Origin of the sequence: Sphingobium ummariense RL-3 (assembly GCF_000447205.1) — a bacterium.
GTDB lineage: Bacteria > Pseudomonadota > Alphaproteobacteria > Sphingomonadales > Sphingomonadaceae > Sphingobium > Sphingobium ummariense.
The window spans coordinates 1-18,523 of the sequence record NZ_AUWY01000102.1 but is presented as its reverse complement, the minus strand read 5'-3'; the positions used below and the strand labels follow the sequence as shown (position 1 = coordinate 18,523).

At 63.1% G+C, this 18,523-nt stretch carries 19 protein-coding genes and 1 pseudogene; 16 read left to right on the top strand and 4 right to left on the bottom strand.

Annotated elements, in window-relative coordinates; translation table 11 throughout:
• The first annotated feature begins 120 nt into the window (after positions 1-120).
• The 8 genes from istA to pcaF all read left to right on the top strand — a co-directional run bounded on the left by istA (position 121) and on the right by pcaF (position 7,666).
• Complete coding sequence (gene istA / locus M529_RS39370) at positions 121-1,614, top strand: IS21 family transposase (RefSeq protein ID WP_031294232.1); 1,494 nt, start codon at positions 121-123, stop codon at positions 1,612-1,614.
• Positions 1,611-2,378, top strand: coding sequence for an IS21-like element ISSsp5 family helper ATPase IstB (gene istB, locus M529_RS39365; protein WP_007686288.1), 768 nt, complete (start codon positions 1,611-1,613; stop codon positions 2,376-2,378). Before istA ends, istB begins: the two co-directional genes overlap by 4 nt.
• A gap of 95 nt (positions 2,379-2,473) precedes the next feature.
• The gene (locus tag M529_RS49335) at positions 2,474-2,974 is read left to right on the top strand and encodes an aromatic-ring hydroxylase C-terminal domain-containing protein (RefSeq protein WP_021318768.1); all 501 of its coding nucleotides are present in this window, start codon (positions 2,474-2,476) and stop codon (positions 2,972-2,974) included.
• A 64-nt stretch (positions 2,975-3,038) separates the two neighbouring features.
• Positions 3,039-3,686 (top strand): glutathione S-transferase family protein, encoded by a 648-nt coding sequence (locus M529_RS39360; RefSeq protein WP_021318767.1) that lies wholly within the window; start codon positions 3,039-3,041, stop codon positions 3,684-3,686.
• A gap of 201 nt (positions 3,687-3,887) precedes the next feature.
• Positions 3,888-5,078 (top strand): muconate/chloromuconate family cycloisomerase, encoded by a 1,191-nt coding sequence (locus M529_RS39355; protein WP_021318766.1) that lies wholly within the window; start codon positions 3,888-3,890, stop codon positions 5,076-5,078.
• 10 nt (positions 5,079-5,088) lie between these two features.
• Positions 5,089-5,799, top strand: a complete 711-nt coding sequence (locus M529_RS39350) for a CoA transferase subunit A (protein WP_021318765.1) — start codon at positions 5,089-5,091, stop codon at positions 5,797-5,799.
• Positions 5,799-6,461, top strand: coding sequence for a 3-oxoacid CoA-transferase subunit B (locus M529_RS39345; RefSeq protein ID WP_021318764.1), 663 nt, complete (start codon positions 5,799-5,801; stop codon positions 6,459-6,461). The genes M529_RS39350 and M529_RS39345 overlap by 1 nt, the downstream gene beginning before the upstream one ends.
• A complete protein-coding gene (gene pcaF, locus M529_RS39340; RefSeq protein WP_021318763.1) occupies positions 6,458-7,666 on the top strand; it encodes a 3-oxoadipyl-CoA thiolase in 1,209 nt (402 codons plus the stop codon). The genes M529_RS39345 and pcaF overlap by 4 nt, the downstream gene beginning before the upstream one ends.
• A 56-nt stretch (positions 7,667-7,722) precedes the next feature.
• On the opposite strand, the gene M529_RS39335 is transcribed toward pcaF, so the two are convergent.
• On the bottom strand, positions 7,723-9,018 hold the full coding sequence (locus M529_RS39335; RefSeq protein WP_021318762.1) for a tyrosine-type recombinase/integrase: 1,296 nt from the start codon (positions 9,016-9,018) through the stop codon (positions 7,723-7,725).
• 618 nt (positions 9,019-9,636) lie between these two features.
• Here M529_RS39335 and M529_RS39330 point away from each other — a divergent pair.
• From M529_RS39330 to M529_RS39315, 4 genes are all read left to right on the top strand, one after another.
• Positions 9,637-10,593, top strand: a complete 957-nt coding sequence (locus tag M529_RS39330) for an ArdC family protein (RefSeq protein WP_021318761.1) — start codon at positions 9,637-9,639, stop codon at positions 10,591-10,593.
• Between the two features lie 81 nt (positions 10,594-10,674).
• On the top strand, positions 10,675-10,887 hold the full coding sequence (locus M529_RS48485) for a hypothetical protein (protein WP_174391622.1): 213 nt from the start codon (positions 10,675-10,677) through the stop codon (positions 10,885-10,887).
• Positions 10,888-10,957: 70 nt separating this feature from the next.
• A complete protein-coding gene (locus M529_RS39320; protein ID WP_021318759.1) occupies positions 10,958-11,800 on the top strand; it encodes a hypothetical protein in 843 nt (280 codons plus the stop codon).
• A 41-nt stretch (positions 11,801-11,841) separates the two neighbouring features.
• Positions 11,842-12,051 (top strand): hypothetical protein, encoded by a 210-nt coding sequence (locus M529_RS39315; RefSeq protein ID WP_021318758.1) that lies wholly within the window; start codon positions 11,842-11,844, stop codon positions 12,049-12,051.
• On the opposite strand, the gene M529_RS39310 is transcribed toward M529_RS39315, so the two are convergent.
• Positions 12,035-12,223, bottom strand: a complete 189-nt coding sequence (locus M529_RS39310; protein ID WP_021318757.1) for a DUF6771 family protein — start codon at positions 12,221-12,223, stop codon at positions 12,035-12,037. The genes M529_RS39315 and M529_RS39310 overlap by 17 nt on opposite strands.
• A gap of 182 nt (positions 12,224-12,405) precedes the next feature.
• Between M529_RS39310 and M529_RS39305 the strand changes: the two genes are divergently transcribed.
• Both M529_RS39305 and M529_RS49775 read left to right on the top strand, forming a co-directional pair.
• Complete coding sequence (locus M529_RS39305; RefSeq protein ID WP_021318756.1) at positions 12,406-14,559, top strand: ParB/RepB/Spo0J family partition protein; 2,154 nt, start codon at positions 12,406-12,408, stop codon at positions 14,557-14,559.
• A gap of 379 nt (positions 14,560-14,938) precedes the next feature.
• Positions 14,939-15,079 carry a hypothetical protein gene (locus tag M529_RS49775; RefSeq protein ID WP_021318754.1) on the top strand — a complete coding sequence of 47 codons (141 nt, stop codon included), beginning with the start codon at positions 14,939-14,941 and terminating at the stop codon, positions 15,077-15,079.
• A gap of 220 nt (positions 15,080-15,299) precedes the next feature.
• Here the strand turns inward: M529_RS49775 and M529_RS48480 are convergent.
• Positions 15,300-16,057: pseudogene (locus tag M529_RS48480) on the bottom strand (IS5 family transposase).
• Between the two features lie 261 nt (positions 16,058-16,318).
• Here M529_RS48480 and M529_RS39285 point away from each other — a divergent pair.
• Positions 16,319-16,594, top strand: coding sequence for a hypothetical protein (locus M529_RS39285; protein WP_021318006.1), 276 nt, complete (start codon positions 16,319-16,321; stop codon positions 16,592-16,594).
• Here M529_RS39285 and M529_RS39280 read toward each other — a convergent pair whose 3' ends face one another.
• The gene (locus M529_RS39280) at positions 16,595-16,849 is read right to left on the bottom strand and encodes a ketopantoate reductase family protein (protein ID WP_269078868.1); all 255 of its coding nucleotides are present in this window, start codon (positions 16,847-16,849) and stop codon (positions 16,595-16,597) included.
• Positions 16,850-16,983: 134 nt separating this feature from the next.
• Between M529_RS39280 and M529_RS39275 the strand changes: the two genes are divergently transcribed.
• Positions 16,984-18,354: an IS1380 family transposase gene (locus M529_RS39275; protein ID WP_020817822.1), complete on the top strand. Its 1,371-nt coding sequence runs from the start codon at positions 16,984-16,986 to the stop codon at positions 18,352-18,354.
• Positions 18,355-18,523 lie beyond the last annotated feature (169 nt).

Here is an 18,523-nt window from a genome sequence, read left to right as displayed (position 1 = left end):
TGAGAACGGCGGAGCAATATTCGACCACGGTAGCGGCGGGATAGTCCTGCTGCGGGCGGCGTAAAAGTCGTCCACCTTGAAGCCTTTCTGCCGAGTCAGGGAGGTGTGGGGATCTACAGCGTGGAACTTTATCTTCAGGTCCGTCTGGCTTGCGCGGATGGCATGAGCCAACGGGCGGCGGCGAAGCGTTTCAATGTGTCGCGCGATACGGTACGCAAGATGCTGTCGTTTTCATCGCCGCCGGGTTACCGGCGCCAGTCCGTACCGCAGCGCCCGAAGCTGGACGGGTTTGTGGCGATCATTGATGGATGGCTTGAGGGTGACCGCAGTGTCCCGCGCAAGCAACGCCATACGGCGAAGCGGGTATTCGACCGTTTGCGCACCGAGCATGGTTTCACCGGCGGCTATACGATCATCAAGGATTACATCCGGGAGCGCGAACAGCGCAGCCGGGAGATGTTCGTGCCGCTGGCGCACCCTGCGGGAGATGCGCAGGCCGATTTCGGGGAAGCGCTGGTGGAGATCGGCGGGGTGGAGCAGAAGGCCTACTTCTTCGCGCTCGATCTGCCGCACAGTGATGCCTGCTATGTGCGGGCCTATCCGGCGGCGGTGGCGGAGGCCTGGGTGGACGGACACGTGCATGCCTTCGCGTTTTTCGGCGCGGTACCGCGCTCGATCGTCTATGACAACGATCGCTGCCTTGTGGCGAAGATCCTGCCCGACGGCACGCGGCAGCGTGCAACATTGTTCAGCGCTTTCCTGTCACATTACGTGATCCGCGACCGCTATGCTCGCCCGGGCAAGGGGAACGAGAAGGGCAATGTGGAGGGGCTGGTAGGCTATTGCCGGCGCAACTTCATGGTGCCGATCCCGAAGTTCCCGACCTGGGAGGCGTTCAACCTGTGGCTGGAGGAGCAATGCCGCGAGCGCCAGCAGGACAAGGTGCGCGGGCAGAGCGAGACGATCGGTGAGCGGCTGCAGCGCGATCTTGCCGCCATGCAGCCTCTGCCCGCTACACCCTTCGAGGCCTGCGATCAGAAAGGCGGGCGGGTCTCCTCGCAATCCCTGGTGCGCTACAGGACCAACGATTATTCGGTTCCGGTGGCCTGGGGCCATCAGGAGGTCTGGATCAGGGCCTATGTCGATGAGGTGGTGATCGGCTGCCGCAGCGAAGTCATCGCCCGTCATCCTCGTTGCTATGCCCGCGAGGAGGTTGCCTTCGACCCGCTCCATTATCTCCCGCTGATCGAGCAGAAGATCAACGCATTCGACCAGGCTGCGCCTTTGCAGGGCTGGGACCTGCCCGAAGCGTTCACGACACTGCAGCGGTTGATGGAAGGGCGCATGCACAAACATGGCAAGCGCGAATATGTGCAGGTACTGCGCCTGCTGGAAACGTTCACCCTCGCCGATCTCCAGGCGGCGGTCGAACAGGCCATCGATCTTGGCGCCATCGGCTTCGATGCCGTCAAGCACCTCGTCCTGTGCCGGATCGAACGCGTACCGCCCAGGCTGGACCTGGACGTCTATCCCTTCCTGCCACGCACCACGGTCGAGAAGACCTTTGCCAGAGCCTATCTGAGCCTGCTCTCCGACCGGCAGGAGGCCGCATGAGCGATCAGGCCCCGGAGATCCTTCTCGCTCACCATCTCAAGGCGCTCAAGCTGCCTACGTGCCTGCGTGAGCATCACAAGCTCGCGCGGCAATGTGCCGCTGAAGGCGTCGATCATATCCGCTTCCTCGCCCGCCTCGTCGAGATGGAAATGATCGACAGGGAGCGTCGCATGGTCGAGCGGCGCATCAAGGCCGCGCGCTTCCCCGCCGTCAAAAGCCTCGACAGCTTCGACTTCGCCGCCATCCCCAGGCTCAACAAGATGCAGGTGCTCGAGATGGCGCGCTGCGAGTGGATCGAGCGGCGTGAGAACGCCATCGCTCTGGGGCCATCAGGCACCGGAAAGACGCACGTAGCGTTGGGGCTCGGACTGGCAGCATGCCAGAAAGGACTGTCGGTGGGCTTCACCACCGCGGCAGCGCTGGTCAGCGAAATGATGGAGGCCCGCGACGAGCGCCGTCTTCTGCGCTTCCAGAAGCAGATGGCCGGATACAAGCTGCTCATCATCGACGAACTGGGCTTTGTGCCGCTCTCCAAGACCGGCGCCGAACTGTTGTTCGAGCTGATCTCCCAGCGTTACGAACGCGGCTCCACCTTCATCACCAGCAACCTGCCCTTCGACGAATGGACCGAAACCTTCGGATCTGAGCGTCTCACAGGCGCGCTCCTCGATCGCCTGACCCATCACGTCAGCATCCTCGAGATGAACGGCGAAAGCTATCGCCTCGCGCACAGCCGGGCCCGCAAGGCCAAAACCAGACCCTGAAAATTACACCAATGCCGGGGGGAGTGGCCCTCGGGCTACGCCCTCACGCCACTACCCCCGGCATGTAACACGATGGCCTGGTTTTACGCCGCCGAATGGCCGACTTTTGCTCCGCCGTTGACAGTTACAATGATCCGGGGATCGAACTAAACCAGCGCTATGTTTCCGGCGCGGTGGCAACAGATGAGCCGCACCCATCATTTTCGGTCGACCCTGAGCGATACCACGAAATATCCAGCCACCCCGGCGCGCGTCTGCCGCATGCTTGGGTCAAGGATGGGGAAAAGCTGATTTCCACGCTATATCTGTGTGGCGGCGGTGCGTTTTCAATCCTGACGGGTGTGAACGGACAGCCTTGGAGGGAAATCGCAAAACAGGTGTCCGAGAGCCTTGATGTACCGATCAATGTGCATGTGATCGGCCACGGCCAGCGCTATGCTGATAGCCATGGCGAATATGCCCGTGTGTCCGAGGTTGAAGAAGACGGCGCGTTGCTGGTCAGACCAGATGTCTACGTGGGATGGCGCAGCAAGACGCTGACGTCAACGTCCCAGAAAGAGCTTGAGGATGCTATGAGGCAAATCCTCGCGCTTTGACCACTTCGATGACGAATAGTTCACTCCGCTGAAGCCAGCGGCCTTCTGAAAAGGCAGGTGCAAGATGATCCTCTACTACAACAGCGGATCGTGTTCGTTGGCGTCGCATGTCGCTCTCGAAGAGACTGGATTGAAATATGAGGCAGTGCGGGTCGATCTTTCCAAGGATCAGCATCATGCACCCGAGTATCTCTTGAAGAACCCTTGGGCGCGCGTGCCGGCCCTCGACGTTTCGGGCAGCACGCTTACGGAAAATGTCGCGATACTCCAGTATCTCGCCGATCTCGTTCCCGAACGCCGCCTCCTTCCAAAGCCGGGGACTTTTGACCGTGCTTTGGCGACGAGATGGCTCGCCTTGCTTTCGAGCACGGTCCATGTGGCATTTCGACCGCTGTTCCGTCCCAATCGTCTGGCGACGACGCCGGAAGGGCAGGAAGATGTGCGCGACACAGGTGTGCGTGCCCTCAACGAAGTCCTGGGAAGGTTGGAGGCTGAGCTCGGCGACCGCGCGTTCTTGTTGGGGGACGAATACTCGCTCTGCGATGCCTACGCCCTTGTCTTTGCACTGTGGACGCTACGACCGAACGCAAGGACCATCGTTATTCCGACACCGAATCTCCATCGGATCGCCAAGACAGTTTCGCAGCGGCCTGCCGCGCTGGCGGCCATGCGCCAGGAAGGCCTCGCTTTCGTCGAGCCATCTTCCGAGTGAGACCATGCGAGCGAGCACATGACTGCGGCCTCCAGTGGATTTGACGCCGGACTAAGCTGAGGCACCGACAGAATTGGCTGCGGTCGATACGTGCGACGCATGAGCAACCCGCGTCCTTAGTATTAGAACGCATGGCAAGTGATTGTTACTTTAGATCAAGCGGCCGGCTGACCGCAATTGAGAGAAGCGAGGCAAACCGACGTGACACAACTCATTATCCGCGACATCGAGACCATCATCGTGGACTTGCCGCTGCGGCGTCTGCAGCGCTTTTCCGCGCTTGCCGCGCGAAGCCAGAGCCTTGTGGTGATTCGGGTGCAATCGGGTGACGGCGTGGTCGGCATCGGCGAAGGCTCGATACCGAGTGGCCCCTGGTGGGGCGGCGAATCGGTCGAGACCATCAAGACGATTATCGACAGCTATCTGACACCGGTTCTGGTTGGCCAGTGCGCCACCGACATGACGACGCTGCGCGCGCGCATGGATGAAGTAGCGTTCGGCAACAGCTTTGCCAAAGCTGGCGTCGAAATGGCGCTATGGGATCTGATCGGCAATACCCTTGAGCAGCCTTTGCATGCCCTGCTCGGAGGAAAGGTGCGTGACAGCCTCGCCGTTGCATGGCCGCTTGCGACCGGCGATCGACAGCAGGAAATCGATGAAGCGCTTGGCAAGCTCGAAGCTGGCGAGGCGTCTGCGTTCAAGCTGAAGATGGGCGCGGTCGAGCTCAAGAAAGATGTTGAACGCGCCTGTGACGTCACGCTCGCGCTGCGCGAAAAGGCGGGCGTGCGGGTCGATCCGAATGAACGCTGGACCGAGGTTGATGCGCTGTGGGCGTTACCCCGTCTGTCCGAGGTCGGCGTCGAGATGATCGAACAGCCGCTGCCGCGGTGCGATCTCGACGGCGCAGTGCGATTGCAGGCCCGCAGCCCGATGCCGATCATGCTGGATGAGAGTATCCGGACCACACGCGACATGCTTGAGGCAGCGAAGAAGGGTGCCGGTGCGCTCATTTCGCTCAAGCTCATGAAGTCGGGAGGGATCGTCAATTCCCGCGCGGTCGCCGATGTTGCGCTTGCAGCCGGGTCAGCACTCTACATGGGAACCTTTCTTGAATCGTCGCTGGGCACCGCCGGTAATATGCAATTTTGCTCAACGCTCCCGCAGCTTCCTCTGGGCGGCGAACTCGTCGGGCCAATGCTGATAGCAGATGACATCACGGAAGAGCCGGTGCGCTACGTCGGCGGGGCACTTCAACTTCCTCCCGGCAACGGGATTGGTGTGCGGATCGATGAAGACAAGCTCGCGGCGTATCGCCGTGACCGATCGCGCAGCGCGATCGCGATGGGGTCCAGTTGCGCGCAGGCGCCAGCGTCTGCTGGCGCCGGGGCATAAAGCACTAGCCATGGCGAACAAGATCTTCGGCAACGCTTACGATGCCCTGCATGATGTCTTGCACGATGGGATGACGATCATGTCGGGTGGTTTCGGGCTTTCGGGCAATCCCGAGAGCCTGATCCCGGAGATCCGGGCAGCAGGGGTGCGCGGTCTGACGGTCATCTCCAACAACGCCGGGGCCGACGGCTTCGGCTTGTGGATGCTGCTCGAGAGCCGGCAGGTGAAGAAGATGATCTCCTCCTATGTCGGCGAGAACAAGCTGTTCGAGCAGCAGTATCTCTCGGGCGAGCTGGAGCTGGAACTCAACCCGCAGGGCACGCTGGCAGAGCGCATCCGGGCGGGCGGCGCGGGTATCCCGGCCTTCTACACCAGGACCGGCGTCGGCACGGTGGTCGCCGAAGGCAAGCCCACCGAAATCTTCGAGGGCGAGGAATATGTGCGCGAGACCTGGCTGCGCGCCGACCTCGCGATCATCAAGGCGTGGAAGGGCGATCCGGCCGGCAACCTTGTGTTCCGCAAGACCGCGCGCAACTTCAACCCCAACATGGCGACTGCGGCCCGGGTGACGGTCGCGGAGGTCGAGGAGATCGTCGAGGCCGGCGCGCTCGATCCCGACTGCATCCACACGCCGGGCATCTATGTCGACCGCATCGTCAAGAGCACGATCAACGAGAAGCGTATCGAGAAACTCACCACGCGCCCGAGGGAGGCTGCCTGATGGCCTGGACCCGCGACCAGATGGCTGCCCGCGCCGCGCAGGAGCTTCGGGACGGCTATTACGTCAATCTCGGCATCGGCATCCCGACGCTAGTGGCCAACTATATCCCCGACGGCCTCGACGTGACGCTGCAATCGGAGAACGGGATGCTCGGCATGGGGCCGTTTCCCTATGAGGGCGAGGCCGATCCCGATCTGATCAATGCTGGCAAGCAGACCATCACCACATTGCCGACCTCAAGCTTCTTCTCCTCGGCCGACAGCTTCGCGATGATCCGCGGCGGCCATATCGACATGGCGGTGCTGGGCGCGATGGAGGTGGCCGCGAACGGCGACCTCGCCAACTGGACGATCCCCGGCAAGATGGTCAAGGGCATGGGCGGAGCGATGGACCTGGTGGCCGGCGTCAAGCGCGTCGTCGTCGTGATGGATCACATCAGCAAGGCAGGAGCGTCCAAGATACTGGAGCGCTGCACCCTGCCTCTGACAGGCCGAGGCGTTGTCGACCTCATCATCACCGACCTCGCGGTGATCGCCTGCGACAAAGCGGCCGGCGGCCTCACCCTGGTCGAGCTGGCGCCGGGCGTCAGCGTGGATGACGTGAAGGCGAAGACCGGCGCGGCCCTCGATACGGGCGCCGTCGGGAGCGAGCCGGCGCGATGAGCGACGCGTTCATCTGCGATGCAATCCGAACCCCGATCGGCCGCTTCGGCGGCGCGCTGTCGACAGTTCGCGCGGACGACCTCGCCGCCATTCCGATCCGGGCATTGATCGAGCGTAATCCAGGCGTGAACTGGCAGGCGGTCGACGATGTGCTTCTCGGCTGCGCGAACCAGGCGGGCGAGGATAATCGCAACGTAGCGCGCATGGCGACCCTGCTCGCAGGCCTGCCCAAGGAAGTCTCGGGCTCTACCGTCAATCGGCTCTGCGGTTCGGGGCTGGACGCGGTCGGATCGGCCGCGCGCGCAATCCGGGCCGGCGATGCTGAGCTTATCATCGCCGGCGGCGTGGAGAGCATGAGCCGCGCGCCTTATGTGATGGGCAAGGCCGATACTGCCTTCTCGCGCGGCCAACGCCTTGAGGACACGACGATCGGATGGCGCTTCGTCAACCCCGCGATGAAGGCCGCCTATGGCGTCGATACGATGCCCGAGACCGGCGAGAATGTCGCCCAGGAATGGGGCGTCAGCCGCGAGGACCAGGACGCCTTCGCCCTGGCAAGCCAGCGGAAGGCGGTCGCCGCACAGGCCAATGGCCGCCTCGCGTGCGAAATCGTGTCCGTCATCATCCCGCAAAAGAAGGGCGATCCAATCACCGTCGCGCAGGACGAACATCCTCGCCCGAATACGACGCTCGAAGGCTTGGCGAAGCTGAGGCCCATTGTGCGCCCGGATGGCACGGTGACCGCCGGGAATGCCTCCGGCGTCAATGATGGCGCGGCGGCGATGGTGGTCGCCAGCGAAGAGGCAGCAAAGCGGCATGGACTCAAACCCCGCGCCCGCGTGGTCGCTATGGCGGCGGCCGGCGTGGCGCCACGGGTCATGGGCATTGGTCCGGTGAACGCCGCTCGCAAGCTCCTGGCGCTTGGTGGCGGCCTCAGCATTGACCAGCTTGACGTGATCGAGCTCAACGAGGCGTTCGCTTCGCAGGCGATTGCCGTGCTGCGGGATCTCGGTCTTCAACCCGATGACGAGCGCGTCAACCGCAATGGCGGCGCGATCGCGCTCGGCCATCCGCTTGGCATGTCTGGCGCCCGGATTGCAATGAGCGCAGTCGAGGAACTCGATCGCTCGCGTGGCCGCTACGCGATGGTGTTCATGTGCGTCGGCGTGGGCCAAGGCATCGGCCTACTGCTGGAGCGGATCTGATCGCAACGATCGATGCATATTCCACCGATCGGCTGTAGGTGATCCGCCACGATGGATCATTGCTGCAGTGACGCGTACATTTCCGAAAAGCGGCGGCGCTTCACTTCCTTCATCGTCATGATCTCCCCTCCATCCAACAGCCTTGCGATTTCAGCAGCGACCTGATCAGCGGCGATCACTAGTGCAGCGTCGAGGTGGACATAGCGTTGCGTGACGCCCCGCGGGCCGTGTCCAAGCAGACCCGCGATTGTCAACTCGCTGAACCCGAGCGAAGCAGCGATGCTGGCGAATGTGTGGCGAAGAACATGGGGCGTCACGTCTTCGAGGCCGGCGCGCGCGCAGACGCGATCGAGAACGCGAACCACGCCAACAAAATGGCCATCACCCCAATCCGCCGGGAAAACAAACGCAGACCGACTGCGTTGCGCCTGCCGCAAAAGGTGAATGACCGCATCATCACCTGCCGCGCGCATCTGAGCACCCGACTTCGTCTCGGGGAAGGCGACGCAGTTGTCGTCGGCTTCGATCCATTCCTTTCGCATGGCCAGGACTTCCATCCGCCTGAACCCCGTCAACAGCATGGCGCGGATGGCCGCGAGCCCGGTCGGATGTTCTCCTTCGCGTTCCATCTGGGTCATGATCTTCCCCAGGTGACGCACCTCGCCGACGCTGAGATGGCGCTTGAGCCTGTCCGAAGCAATCACGCGGACGCCGTTGGCGGGACTTTGCTCGATCATGCCATGACGGCGCGCATGGTTGAGGAGGCTGCGCAGCGTGCTGATCGCTCGTCCTGCAACACCGGCACCGCCTGACGTTTTTCCGCCGCGCCCGCAGGTCTTCTTGCGCGCTGATTTGCCGGCGGCGATATCGGCCTGCAGCGCTTCGATATCGCCCAGCTTCAAATGGCTCACAAGCCGCGTCCCCACGAGCGGCTTAATGTGCTGTTCGATCCGGCTTCGGTCGCCCGCAACCGATGACGCCTTGATCGGGCGTCGATTGCGACCGAGCAGGCGACCGGCTTCGGCTTCCTCAAGATACCAGTCGCAAATCTCTGCCACGGTCAACCCGTCGCGCGCTGCGTGCCGCTCCTCCGATGGGTCACCGCCGTCGATTACAGAAGCAAGCTTCTTCTGCGCCAGATCGCGGGCGCGTTCGACGGTCAGGATCCCATATTGACCGATGACGTAGCGGCGCGTGCGGCGTTCGGCATTGCGATACTGAATAAGGAAAGTCTTCGTGCCCGAGGGCTTTACGCGGATGCCAAAGCCGCGCACTTCTGTGTCCCAAGCGAACATATCGCGCCCCGACGTATGTTGCAGTGCATCAACGAATTTCTTGGTTAGTTTAGGCATCTTTGGACTCCTTTCGCATGTGAGAATTGCGGTAAATCAGCGGCTTGTTGGGAGCGTGCGTCGGGCACGCGACGCCATCTGCTTCCCCACGCAGGTGCAGCATGGCCGGGGAAGCAGGGGGGAAGCAGCAGAACGCGTGTTGCCGGTTTTGCCAGCGTATTGTCGGCGGAACAGGTGTCAATGAAAGCACTTGAAACATCGTGCTTTTTCGCGCAATGGCGTGTAATTGCCTGCTGTAGCGTAGACCGCCTGATCCGGTTGCCAAGGTTGGGGTCGAGGGTTCGAATCCCTTCGCCCGCTCCAGTTTTCATAAGAAAATCAATGATTTATGAAGAAGGCGCTCAGCGCCGGATGCATCGGATTTGCACGGGCTACAACCGGGCTACAACGCTGAATGCCAAAATTGGCGTTCCATAGCGTCTCCTGGCGCACGGAATTTCGCCTTGAGGGGAAAAGTCTCTCCCTGCCGGTGAGCTACGCTTCGCGAGTCTCACCGGAGCCCTTCGAACGGGGCTGCGCCCCGTAACGCCCCCTTGAGAGTGAGAGTGCGGCCGGCTGGCCGTGACGGGTTGAGCGTCACGAGAGAGGCTCGGGACCGATCCGTCGCGGAGAAGCGCGATGGCACAGGCACGCACCACCAGAACCGCCGATGAGCGGACAAACCTCTACGAGCAGATCACGAACCGGATCATCGCCGAACTCGAAGCTGGCCGCGTCCCCTGGGTCCAGCCCTGGGGTTCTTCGAAGGCGAGTATCGGCATGCCCTACAATGCGGTCAGCAACCGGCGATACAGTGGAATTAATGTTCTCACCCTCTGGGATGCCATCGTCTCGCGCGGCTTTGCCTCCCATGCCTTCCTGACCTTCCGGCAGGCGCTGGCGCTTGGCGGTCATGTCCGGCGCGGCGAGCGGGGCGCGGGCGTCATCTACACGCGCCGCTTCATCCCGAAGGAAGAGCGCCGCCGTACCGACAATGAAAGCCGCGAACCGTCGGGCGGCATTCCCTTCCTCAAATGGTTCACCGTCTTCTCGGTCGAGCAGTGCGAGGGGCTGCCTGCCCATATCTGCGAGCCGCGGCCGCCGATTCCCGAAGGGCTAATCCTGCCGCAGGCTGAGGCGCTGATCGAAGCGACCGGCGCCGACTTCCGTATCGGCGGTCCCTCGGCCTATTATTCGCCCCGTCACGACTATGTACAGGTGCCGCGTCCGGATGATTTCCACGACCCGGTGAACTGGCACCGGACGGCTTTTCATGAGCTCTCGCATTGGGTTGGAGGCGCCGCCCGTCTCGACCGCGATCAGACCGGCAGCTTCGGTTCGGTCGCCTACGGCAGGGAAGAGCTGATCGCCGAAATGTCAGGCGCCTTCGTCTGCGCGGCGCTCGGCATCACGCCCACCGTCCGGCATGCAGATTATCTCGGATCCTGGCTTGAGATCATCCGCGAGGACAGTCGCGCGATCTTGCGTGCAGCCAGCGCGGCCTCGAAGGCGGCCGATTATCTGCTCGCCTTGCGGCCCGATGCGGCACGCGCCGCCAATGACGACGATCCGGAGCCCGATCCCGCGCTACTGTAAATATTGCAGGCACTGGTCGCCGCCGGCGGACTGGGAGGTTCGAGCCTATTAGGCGTTTCAGCTCGGCGTTTCCAAACGCGCGTGAAGCGTCCCTCGTGTTCCTGCGACCAGTTGCTGATGCACTATGGCAAGCCGCTCGCCTTCTCCGCCACGGGCGACACGTTCGGCTGCCTCAACTTCTCGGCCCAGCCGCCTGCGCCGATCGCGCGCGGCCGCGGGTTCGTCACCGTCTATGAGGGCGACCAGATCGTCTGGCAGGGGCATGAGGAGGATTTGCCCGAAGAGCATCGGTGATTGGCTTGCCTTGGAATCGCATAGACGCGCTCTCATCGTCGCGTGCTAATACTGGCAGGAGGGAGGATATATGGATTTATTGCCAATCAACGGTGACCCCTGCCGTTTTGCTGCCCGCATCGTCGATCTGGACCAGGAGGTGCGCCGGATTTTTCCGCTCGCCCGGCTCCTCGATGCGGTGAAGCACAGGGAAATGGCGCTGGTGAGGCCGCGGCTCTGGGATGATCCGAGGGAGGATGCTCCATCCCTTTGCATGCTGGACGGCCGCGGCCTCAACCCTGCCAAGGGGCAGCACCAGCTTGCCGACTTTCTGGCTCCGGCATGGGCGCAATGTTGGTCGCTTAATCCCGGTTCCGACACGTTGTTGCGCGCCTATTCCCGTGTGCGACTGGATGAGACGCGTCGCAACGCCGATCGCCTGAACGAAGGCGTGACGGTCACGACGACGGTGCGGCATCTTCTTTCCGCGTCGGAAGCCTGGCATGCCGAAGGGGCCGACGCGCACATCGTCGCAGGCGGTGTCGAATATCTCGACGACAAGGAGATCTGGCAGCGCATCGTCAATGCCTGCAACGGCCAACATGGCCCCGGTTTCTTTCAGACGGTCCAGGGCCGTGCGGATTCCCTGCTTTGGAAGCGGCACTATTTTGCCCATGAGCAGGAGGTGCGCTTCATGCTGATCGGGCGCGAATGGTCTCAGGATCAGTCCGTTCCCGACGTTCGCCTGATGCCAATCGATCCCGACATGCTGTTCAGGTCGATCAGCTTCGACCCAAGACTTCAGCCTTTCGAAACGAAGGAACGCGAGGCAGAATTGCGTGATGCCGGCTACAAAGGTGAAATCCGTTCCGATCAGAGCTATCAGGGGATGCTCGGGCTGCTCGAAATGAAGAAGGAATGGCCTGACCCCTGAAAAGAGCGGCCGCGCCAATTGCCGCTGCACAGGAGGTGAAGATGCCGAAGAATCGCATGACCTTCCACGACCCGCGCGATGAACTGCCGCCGGTCACGATCGAGATCCTCAAGGGCGATCTGCTGCGCTTTACGCAGATCGGTCGCGACGGTCACACTAATGTCGTCACCTTCTCCGACCGTTTCGGCGTCCGGCGCGGCGTGTTCGACGTGGCGCAGGAACCCGCGCCTTCGCCTACAGCGGCAGCCTGAGCTGGTTCACATCGGTCGGGGATGATCCCTCCAGCTTCTCGATGATCGTCGCCGCCAGCGTGTCGGCGGCGCGCTCGCGCATCCGTTCGTCCGGCATCGTCAGCCCGACCTGCGCCCAGCCGGGCGCTGCTAGGAGGATGGCTGACAGTTCTTCACGTGCGATTCGTTTCATCTGGACATGGGAACAAATAGCGAACTTCATGGCAAGATGATTGCGGCGAGCGGTGCCGGTCGAAGCGGCAAGAACGCATGGCCTGCGTGCGGCAGGCCTGAGAGGAAGAGGGAAGCCAGGGGCTTCGTGACGGGCTGGAAGCCGGGAGAGAGTCTCGCGGCGGCCCGTCATGGAGAAAACCCATGGCCAAAGCGCCCCAGAAGATCACCCTCAGCGGCTCGCGCGACATTCCATTCGACCGCCTGCGTTTGTCCCAGTCCAATGTCCGCCGGGTGAAGGCCGGCGTGTCGATCGGCGAACTGGCCGACGACATCGTTCGCCGGACCCTGCTCCAGAGCCTCAATGTCCGGCCCATCCTCGATGAGGCGGGGCAGGAGACCGGCGATTTCGAGGTGCCGGCCGGCGGCCGGCGGTTCCGCGCGCTCGAACTGCTGGTGAAGCAGAAGCGTCTCGCGAAGAACGCGCCGATCCCCTGTGTGGTCAGGGCCGCCAATGACGGCGTGTTGGCCGAGGAGGACAGCTATGCGGAAAACACCTTCCGCGAACCGCTCCATCCGCTCGATCAGTTCCGGGCCATGCAGGCGATGGTCGACAAGGGCGAGGGCATCGAATCGATCGCCGCGCATTTCCTCGTCACCCCGGCGGTCGTGAACCAGCGCCTCCGTCTCGCGAAGGTCTCGCCGAAGCTGCACGCCGTCTATGCCGAGGATTGCATGACGCTCGAGCAGCTCATGGCCTTCTCGGTCTCGGACGATCATGAGCGGCAGGAACAGGTGTGGGAGCTGCTCGCCCACAGCTACAACAAGTCCGGCGCTTATATCCGGCAGAAGCTGACCGAGGACACGATCCGGGTCGCCGACCGGCGAGTGCGGTTCATCGGAGTCGATGCCTATGTCGCGGCGGGCGGTCATGTGTTGCGCGATCTGTTCGAGGAGGATGACGGCGGCTGGCTCACCGATCCGGCGCTGCTCGATCGGCTGGTGAGCGAGAAGCTTCAGGCTGAAGGCGAGACGATCGGCGCCGAGGGCTGGAAATGGGTGGCGACCGCGGTCGACCTGCCCTGGGGCGTGACCGACGGCATGCGGGAGATCGGGGGCGTGCCCGTGGACCGGACGCCGCAGGAAGACGCCCGCCTTGCCGAACTGGAAACCGAGGCCGAGGCGCTGGAGGAGCAGTGGTCGGACGAACCCCATGTGCCCGACGAGGTCCATGCGCGCCTCGCGGCCATCGACACCGAGATCGGCGCGCTGGTCGAACGCCCATTGACCTTCACGGCGGAAGACATGGCGCGGGGCGGCGTGTTCGTGTCGATCGAGTCCGATGGCTCGCTCTGCATCGAGCGCGGTTATGTCCGGCCAGAGGATGAGCCGGCGGTCGAAGCCGAGCCCGGCGGCAAGGAAACCGATGCGCCCTTCGCGGGCGGCGATTCGGATGGCGAGGACAGTGACGGCGCGAGCGATCCCGCCGCCTCCAATGTCGTGTCGATCAATGTCGCATCGTCCGGGGACGAGGAGGAGGATGGCGAAATCCTCAAACCTCTGCCCGACAGGTTGGTCGCCGAGCTCACCGCCTGGCGTACGCTTGCCCTCCAGGATGCGCTTGCGCAGGAGCCGTCCACGGCCTTCGCGGCGGTGCTTCATGCGTTCGTGCTCAGCACCTTCTACAGCTACAGCCGCGAATCCTGCCTGGAAGTCTCGCTCAACAAGGTGTCGTTCGGGTTCGCCCCGTCCGGGCTGCGCGGCAGCGCGCCGGCCAGGGCGATCGAGGAGCGCCACAAGCGTTGGGCCGATCGTCTGCCCGACGATGACAAGGATCTATGGGATGCGCTGCTCGCGTTTGACGGGGCCGAACAGGCGGCGCTGTTCGCGCATTGCGCCTCGCAAGTCCTGAATGCTCAAGCGGAGGTCGTGCCCAAATATGACAATGGCCGCATCTCGAAGCACAGCATCGAGCGGCGTCTTGTGCACAGTCATGTTCTGGCCCGTGCGGTCGGGCTCGACCTGATCGGCGCGGGCTGGCGTCCGACGGTCGAGGGGTATTTCCGCAGTGTGACCAAGCCGCGCATCCTTGCCGATGTCGCGGAAGCGAAGGGGCCGAACTTCGCCGAGATGATCGACCATCTCAAAAAGGGCGACATGGCGAACGAGGCCGAGCGGCTGCTGGAGGATTCCGGTTGGCTCCCCGGGCCGATGCGGACGCCGGAACTGCTCGACGCGCCCGCTGCCGATCCGTTTCTTGGCGAGGAGGAGACGGCTGCTCTGCCCACGTTTCTCGACGACGAGGAGCAGCCGGTCGATGCCGGCAATGATGGCAAGGACGTCGCGGCGGCGGCGTAGCACCCGAATGGGGCGGGTTCGCTCGCCCCGTTCACACCACCTTCTATCCTTCGAGCCCGGCGCACCCGCGTCGGGCTTTTGGTATTTTAAGGAGACTGATGATGCAGACTTCCCGGATCGACACCGCGACACCCGATGAACTGGCCCGGTCCTGCTGAGCGCGCTTCAGCGGCTCGGGCAACTCGGCCGCGAAGGCGCCGTGGCGCTGGCCCGCCTGGTCGCCGACGATGATACCGATTTCGACGAGGCGTCGGAATGGATCGAAGACATTGCCGCCGGCGGGCTTCGGGAATGATCCGCCGACGGCGGTCCACCTCTTAACCCTAACCCCTGAAAGCCCGGTCATCGCGCCGGGCTTTCGCCTTTCAGGAGTATCGCAATGACGGATGCAACACAGTCCCGGCCCGCCATCGACATCGCGGCAACCATGGAACGATACGCCGCGTGGGAAGCCGCGGCGGCACAAGTCGTTCCCGACAACAAGCAGCGCCTGTTCGCGCATCTCTCCCTTGCGAGATGATGAAGGCGGGGGTCGCCAACATTGTTGCCGTTTAAGAGCGCGATCAAGTTTCCCGGAAGCTGCCCTACGTTGACATTCGACAGGCGGGCCATTTTTGGGACAAAACTGCCAATCGCCACCGCTACTGGGAACGACCGCTTACGCTGCAATCGGCCATTCTTGAAGCGGTGAAAGCGGCGGCGACGAAGACTTGATCCGAGCCGCTAGAGCGGATCGACATTTATTGTAGCCAGATCATGGCGGCGGCGAGGTGTATGAAGCCGGTGAAGTGGATGGTTCGGCGTTCATATCGGGTGGCGAAGCGGCGGTAGTGCTTGAGCCTGTTGAAGCATCGCTCGATCTGGTTGCGATGCTTGTAGATGGCGACATCGTGGGGGATTACGGCCTTGCGGCAGCGGTTCGACGGGATCACCGCGATGGCGTCCATATCGGCGATCAGTGCGCGTAAGGCATTGCTGTCGTAGGCTTTATCGGCAAGCACGGCCTCGGCCTGCAGGCCGTTGAGCAAGGCCGGTGCAGTGGTAATGTCGCCGACCTGGCCGGCGGTGACGATAAAGCGCAGCGGCCGGCCGAACGTGTCGGCGAGCATGTGGATCTTGGTGGTCAGCCCGCCTCGGGAACGCCCCAGCGCCTGGTCGCAGGCCCCCCTTTCCCGCTCGCCGCCTGCTGGTGGGCACGAACGATGGTGCTATCGAGCATCAGATACTGATTGTCGCGGTCGGCCACCAGCGAGGCAAACACTCGCTCCCATACCCCGGCATGGCACCAGCGGCTGAACCGCCTGTGCACCGTCTTCCACTTGCCATAGCGTTCCGGAAGATCGCACCAGTGGGCGCCCGACCGTAGCACCCACAAACAACCGTTCACGAACAATCGGTTATCCGATCCCGTCCGGCCACGATCCCCCGCCTTGCCAGGCAGCAACGGCTCGATCCGCTGCCACTGCCCATCGCTCAACTCGTATCGCTTGATGCCCATCACCCGCTCCGTGCCATAACACGGAACCCCATGAATCAGACAGCCTCTCGCTTGGGAATCCTAAATGTCGATCCGCCCTAGCCGACTGGCAGCTCCGGCGGACGCAAGGTCGGCCCAAGCCGTACTTCCTTCCCCCTGCGTGGGCCCCATCATCGATCAGACCGCTATCGCCCTGCGCGAGAAGTCTGGCATCCTTGGGCAGGCGGGAGGCTGGAGCGATGAGTCGCCCTCCTTCGAGCGCACACTGGGCGGGATTACGCGATGGCCTCGCTCCTCGCCATGGTGGGCCCTACACTACTTGGGAAACCCGAATTCGAATCGATGCTCGCCGCCTTCCAGCGCGCGGTGAAGGAGAAGACGCCGGCCGCGCGCAAGGCCAAGTGGCGCGAGCTGCCGGAGGCGATCGGACCGCTGGCCCAATATGCCGCCCCGGAATGCCTTTGGGCGATAGCGACCGAAGGCGTCACGACCGACGCCGCGCTGGTTGTGCTGCAATCGCTGATCACCCGCACGGAGGTGATGAGCGGCGGCCCGTAATCATCCAATTCTGCACTTTGATACTGGCGCCTGACCGCCTTGCTCAACATCTAGCGCATGTTTCGAGTTCTGCGAAAGATCTTTGAAATGGGCAATGCTGCTAATTGCCTGCGTCACGGGCATCGATATGTTGTAAGCATCGGAAAGCTCCAAGACCGCGTCGCAAATCGATGCCAGTTCCAAGCGATTGCCGCGCTCGACATCCTGTAGCATCGACGTCTTGACCGAACCCATTCGACGCGCTGCGCTTAAGATTGTTTCAGGATCGACTTCGAGCCTAGCCCGGCTTATTCATCGGGCTCAGTCAGCAGGGTTGGCGGGAGTGGTGTAAGCGATTGCTTTGATGTAGGAAAATGGGTGTCTAGACCAGTCCTGCAGCGAGGCAATTTATGCCACGGGCCACACCCGCCGGGAGCGATGATAGCGCGCCGGGATTTTCGTTTCCAGCGATCGGGCGCAAGAAGATCACAGCCGCGTTCGACGGAGGTCGGCTCACCTCGGATGGCGGTGTTCTGCTGCTGGCACAGGCCGAGCGCGCGATGGGGCTTTGCCGGCGGCTTGCGGCTTGCATTGCCGATCCGCGGGACCCTGTGCGGGTGATCCATCGCCTTGATGACATCCTGCGTGCCCGGGTGTTCGCGATCGCCTGCGGCTATGAAGACGCCGATGATCTCGACGCTCTGCGCGACGATCCGGGCTTCCGTCTGGCGCTGGGCAAGCTGCCGGGATCGGGCGCGGGGCTGGCCAGCCAACCGACGATGAGCCGGTGGGAAAATGCGCCGACCACACGCGAACTGGCCAGGATGATGGCCGCGATGATCGACATCTACTGCACCAGCTACCCCGCCGCGCCGGCGGCGGTGACGCTGGATATCGATGACACCTGTGACGTTGTTCATGGCTATCAGCAGCTCTCCTTCTGGAACGGGCATCATGGCGAGCGCTGCTTCCTGCCGATCCATGTCTACGACACTGCCACCGGCCGACCGGTGGCGATGCTGCTGCGCACCGGCAAGACACCGTCGGGCGCCGAAGCTGCCGGCCACATCCGGCGCCTGGTGCGCCATCTGCGCCGGCACTGGCCCGAAACGCACATCACCATCCGCGGCGACGGGCACTATGGCCGGCCCGAGGTCATGGCCTTCTGCGAGGCGGCCGGCGTCGACTACGTGTTCGGCCTGCCGACCAACGCCGCGCTGCGTGCTGATCCCGAAATCGTCGCTGCCGCCGATGCCTGCGCGGTTAAGCGGGCTCAGCGCCAATATCCGGTCCTGCGCAACTATGCCGAGACCCGCTACGGCGCGAAGAGCTGGAAGTGCCAGCGCCGCGTCGTCGCCCGGATCGAGGCCAGCACGCTGGGCATGGACATCCGCTATGTCGTCACCTCGCTGGCCGAAGGTTCGGCTGAGCATATCTACGACACCCTCTACTGCGCGCGCGGCAACGCCGAGAACCTGATCAAGCGCCACAAGACCCAGCTTGCCAGCGATCGTACCTCGTGCCGCTCAGCCAATGCCAACCAGATGCGCCTCATCCTGCACACCGCCGCCTACTGGCTCGTGTGGCGCATCCAGCAGGAAATCCCGAAGGCTGCCGCGCTCGCCACCGCCGAGTTCGCAACGCTGCGCCTGCGGTTGCTCAAGGTCGCCGCCCGCGTCATCGAAACCGCTACGCGCATCCGCGTCGCCTTCGCGTCAGCCTGTCCCGATGCCAGCCTGTTCAGAACCATTGCCACCGGCCTCCGGCCGGCACCCACATAACCAGCGCGGCAGTGCCGCCCAAAGCCCGAGCCCTCGTCCTTCAACCTCGAAAAGCCCATCGATCCTGACGCGGTGAAAAAAACCGCCGGAGGAGCTTGCTCTGATCACCCGACGACCGACAAACCATGCTCGCACGAACCCGGAGCGGAGGCCTCATGAATAGTGCGGG

Excerpts from the sequence above, each read along its gene's own strand:
- istB (WP_007686288.1), top strand. The coding sequence starts at position 1,611 with ATGAGCGATCAGGCCCCGGAGATCCTTCTCGCTCACCATCTCAAGGCG.
- M529_RS49335 (WP_021318768.1), top strand. The coding sequence starts at position 2,474 with ATGGCCGACTTTTGCTCCGCCGTTGACAGTTACAATGATCCGGGGATC.
- M529_RS39360 (WP_021318767.1), top strand. The coding sequence starts at position 3,039 with ATGATCCTCTACTACAACAGCGGATCGTGTTCGTTGGCGTCGCATGTC.
- M529_RS39350 (WP_021318765.1), top strand. The coding sequence starts at position 5,089 with ATGGCGAACAAGATCTTCGGCAACGCTTACGATGCCCTGCATGATGTC.
- M529_RS39345 (WP_021318764.1), top strand. The coding sequence starts at position 5,799 with ATGGCCTGGACCCGCGACCAGATGGCTGCCCGCGCCGCGCAGGAGCTT.
- pcaF (WP_021318763.1), top strand. The coding sequence starts at position 6,458 with ATGAGCGACGCGTTCATCTGCGATGCAATCCGAACCCCGATCGGCCGC.
- M529_RS39335 (WP_021318762.1), bottom strand. The coding sequence starts at position 9,018 with ATGCCTAAACTAACCAAGAAATTCGTTGATGCACTGCAACATACGTCG.
- M529_RS39330 (WP_021318761.1), top strand. The coding sequence starts at position 9,637 with ATGGCACAGGCACGCACCACCAGAACCGCCGATGAGCGGACAAACCTC.
- M529_RS39320 (WP_021318759.1), top strand. The coding sequence starts at position 10,958 with ATGGATTTATTGCCAATCAACGGTGACCCCTGCCGTTTTGCTGCCCGC.
- M529_RS39315 (WP_021318758.1), top strand. The coding sequence starts at position 11,842 with ATGCCGAAGAATCGCATGACCTTCCACGACCCGCGCGATGAACTGCCG.
- M529_RS39310 (WP_021318757.1), bottom strand. The coding sequence starts at position 12,223 with ATGAAACGAATCGCACGTGAAGAACTGTCAGCCATCCTCCTAGCAGCG.
- M529_RS39305 (WP_021318756.1), top strand. The coding sequence starts at position 12,406 with ATGGCCAAAGCGCCCCAGAAGATCACCCTCAGCGGCTCGCGCGACATT.
- M529_RS49775 (WP_021318754.1), top strand. The coding sequence starts at position 14,939 with ATGACGGATGCAACACAGTCCCGGCCCGCCATCGACATCGCGGCAACC.
- M529_RS39285 (WP_021318006.1), top strand. The coding sequence starts at position 16,319 with ATGGCCTCGCTCCTCGCCATGGTGGGCCCTACACTACTTGGGAAACCC.
- M529_RS39275 (WP_020817822.1), top strand. The coding sequence starts at position 16,984 with ATGCCACGGGCCACACCCGCCGGGAGCGATGATAGCGCGCCGGGATTT.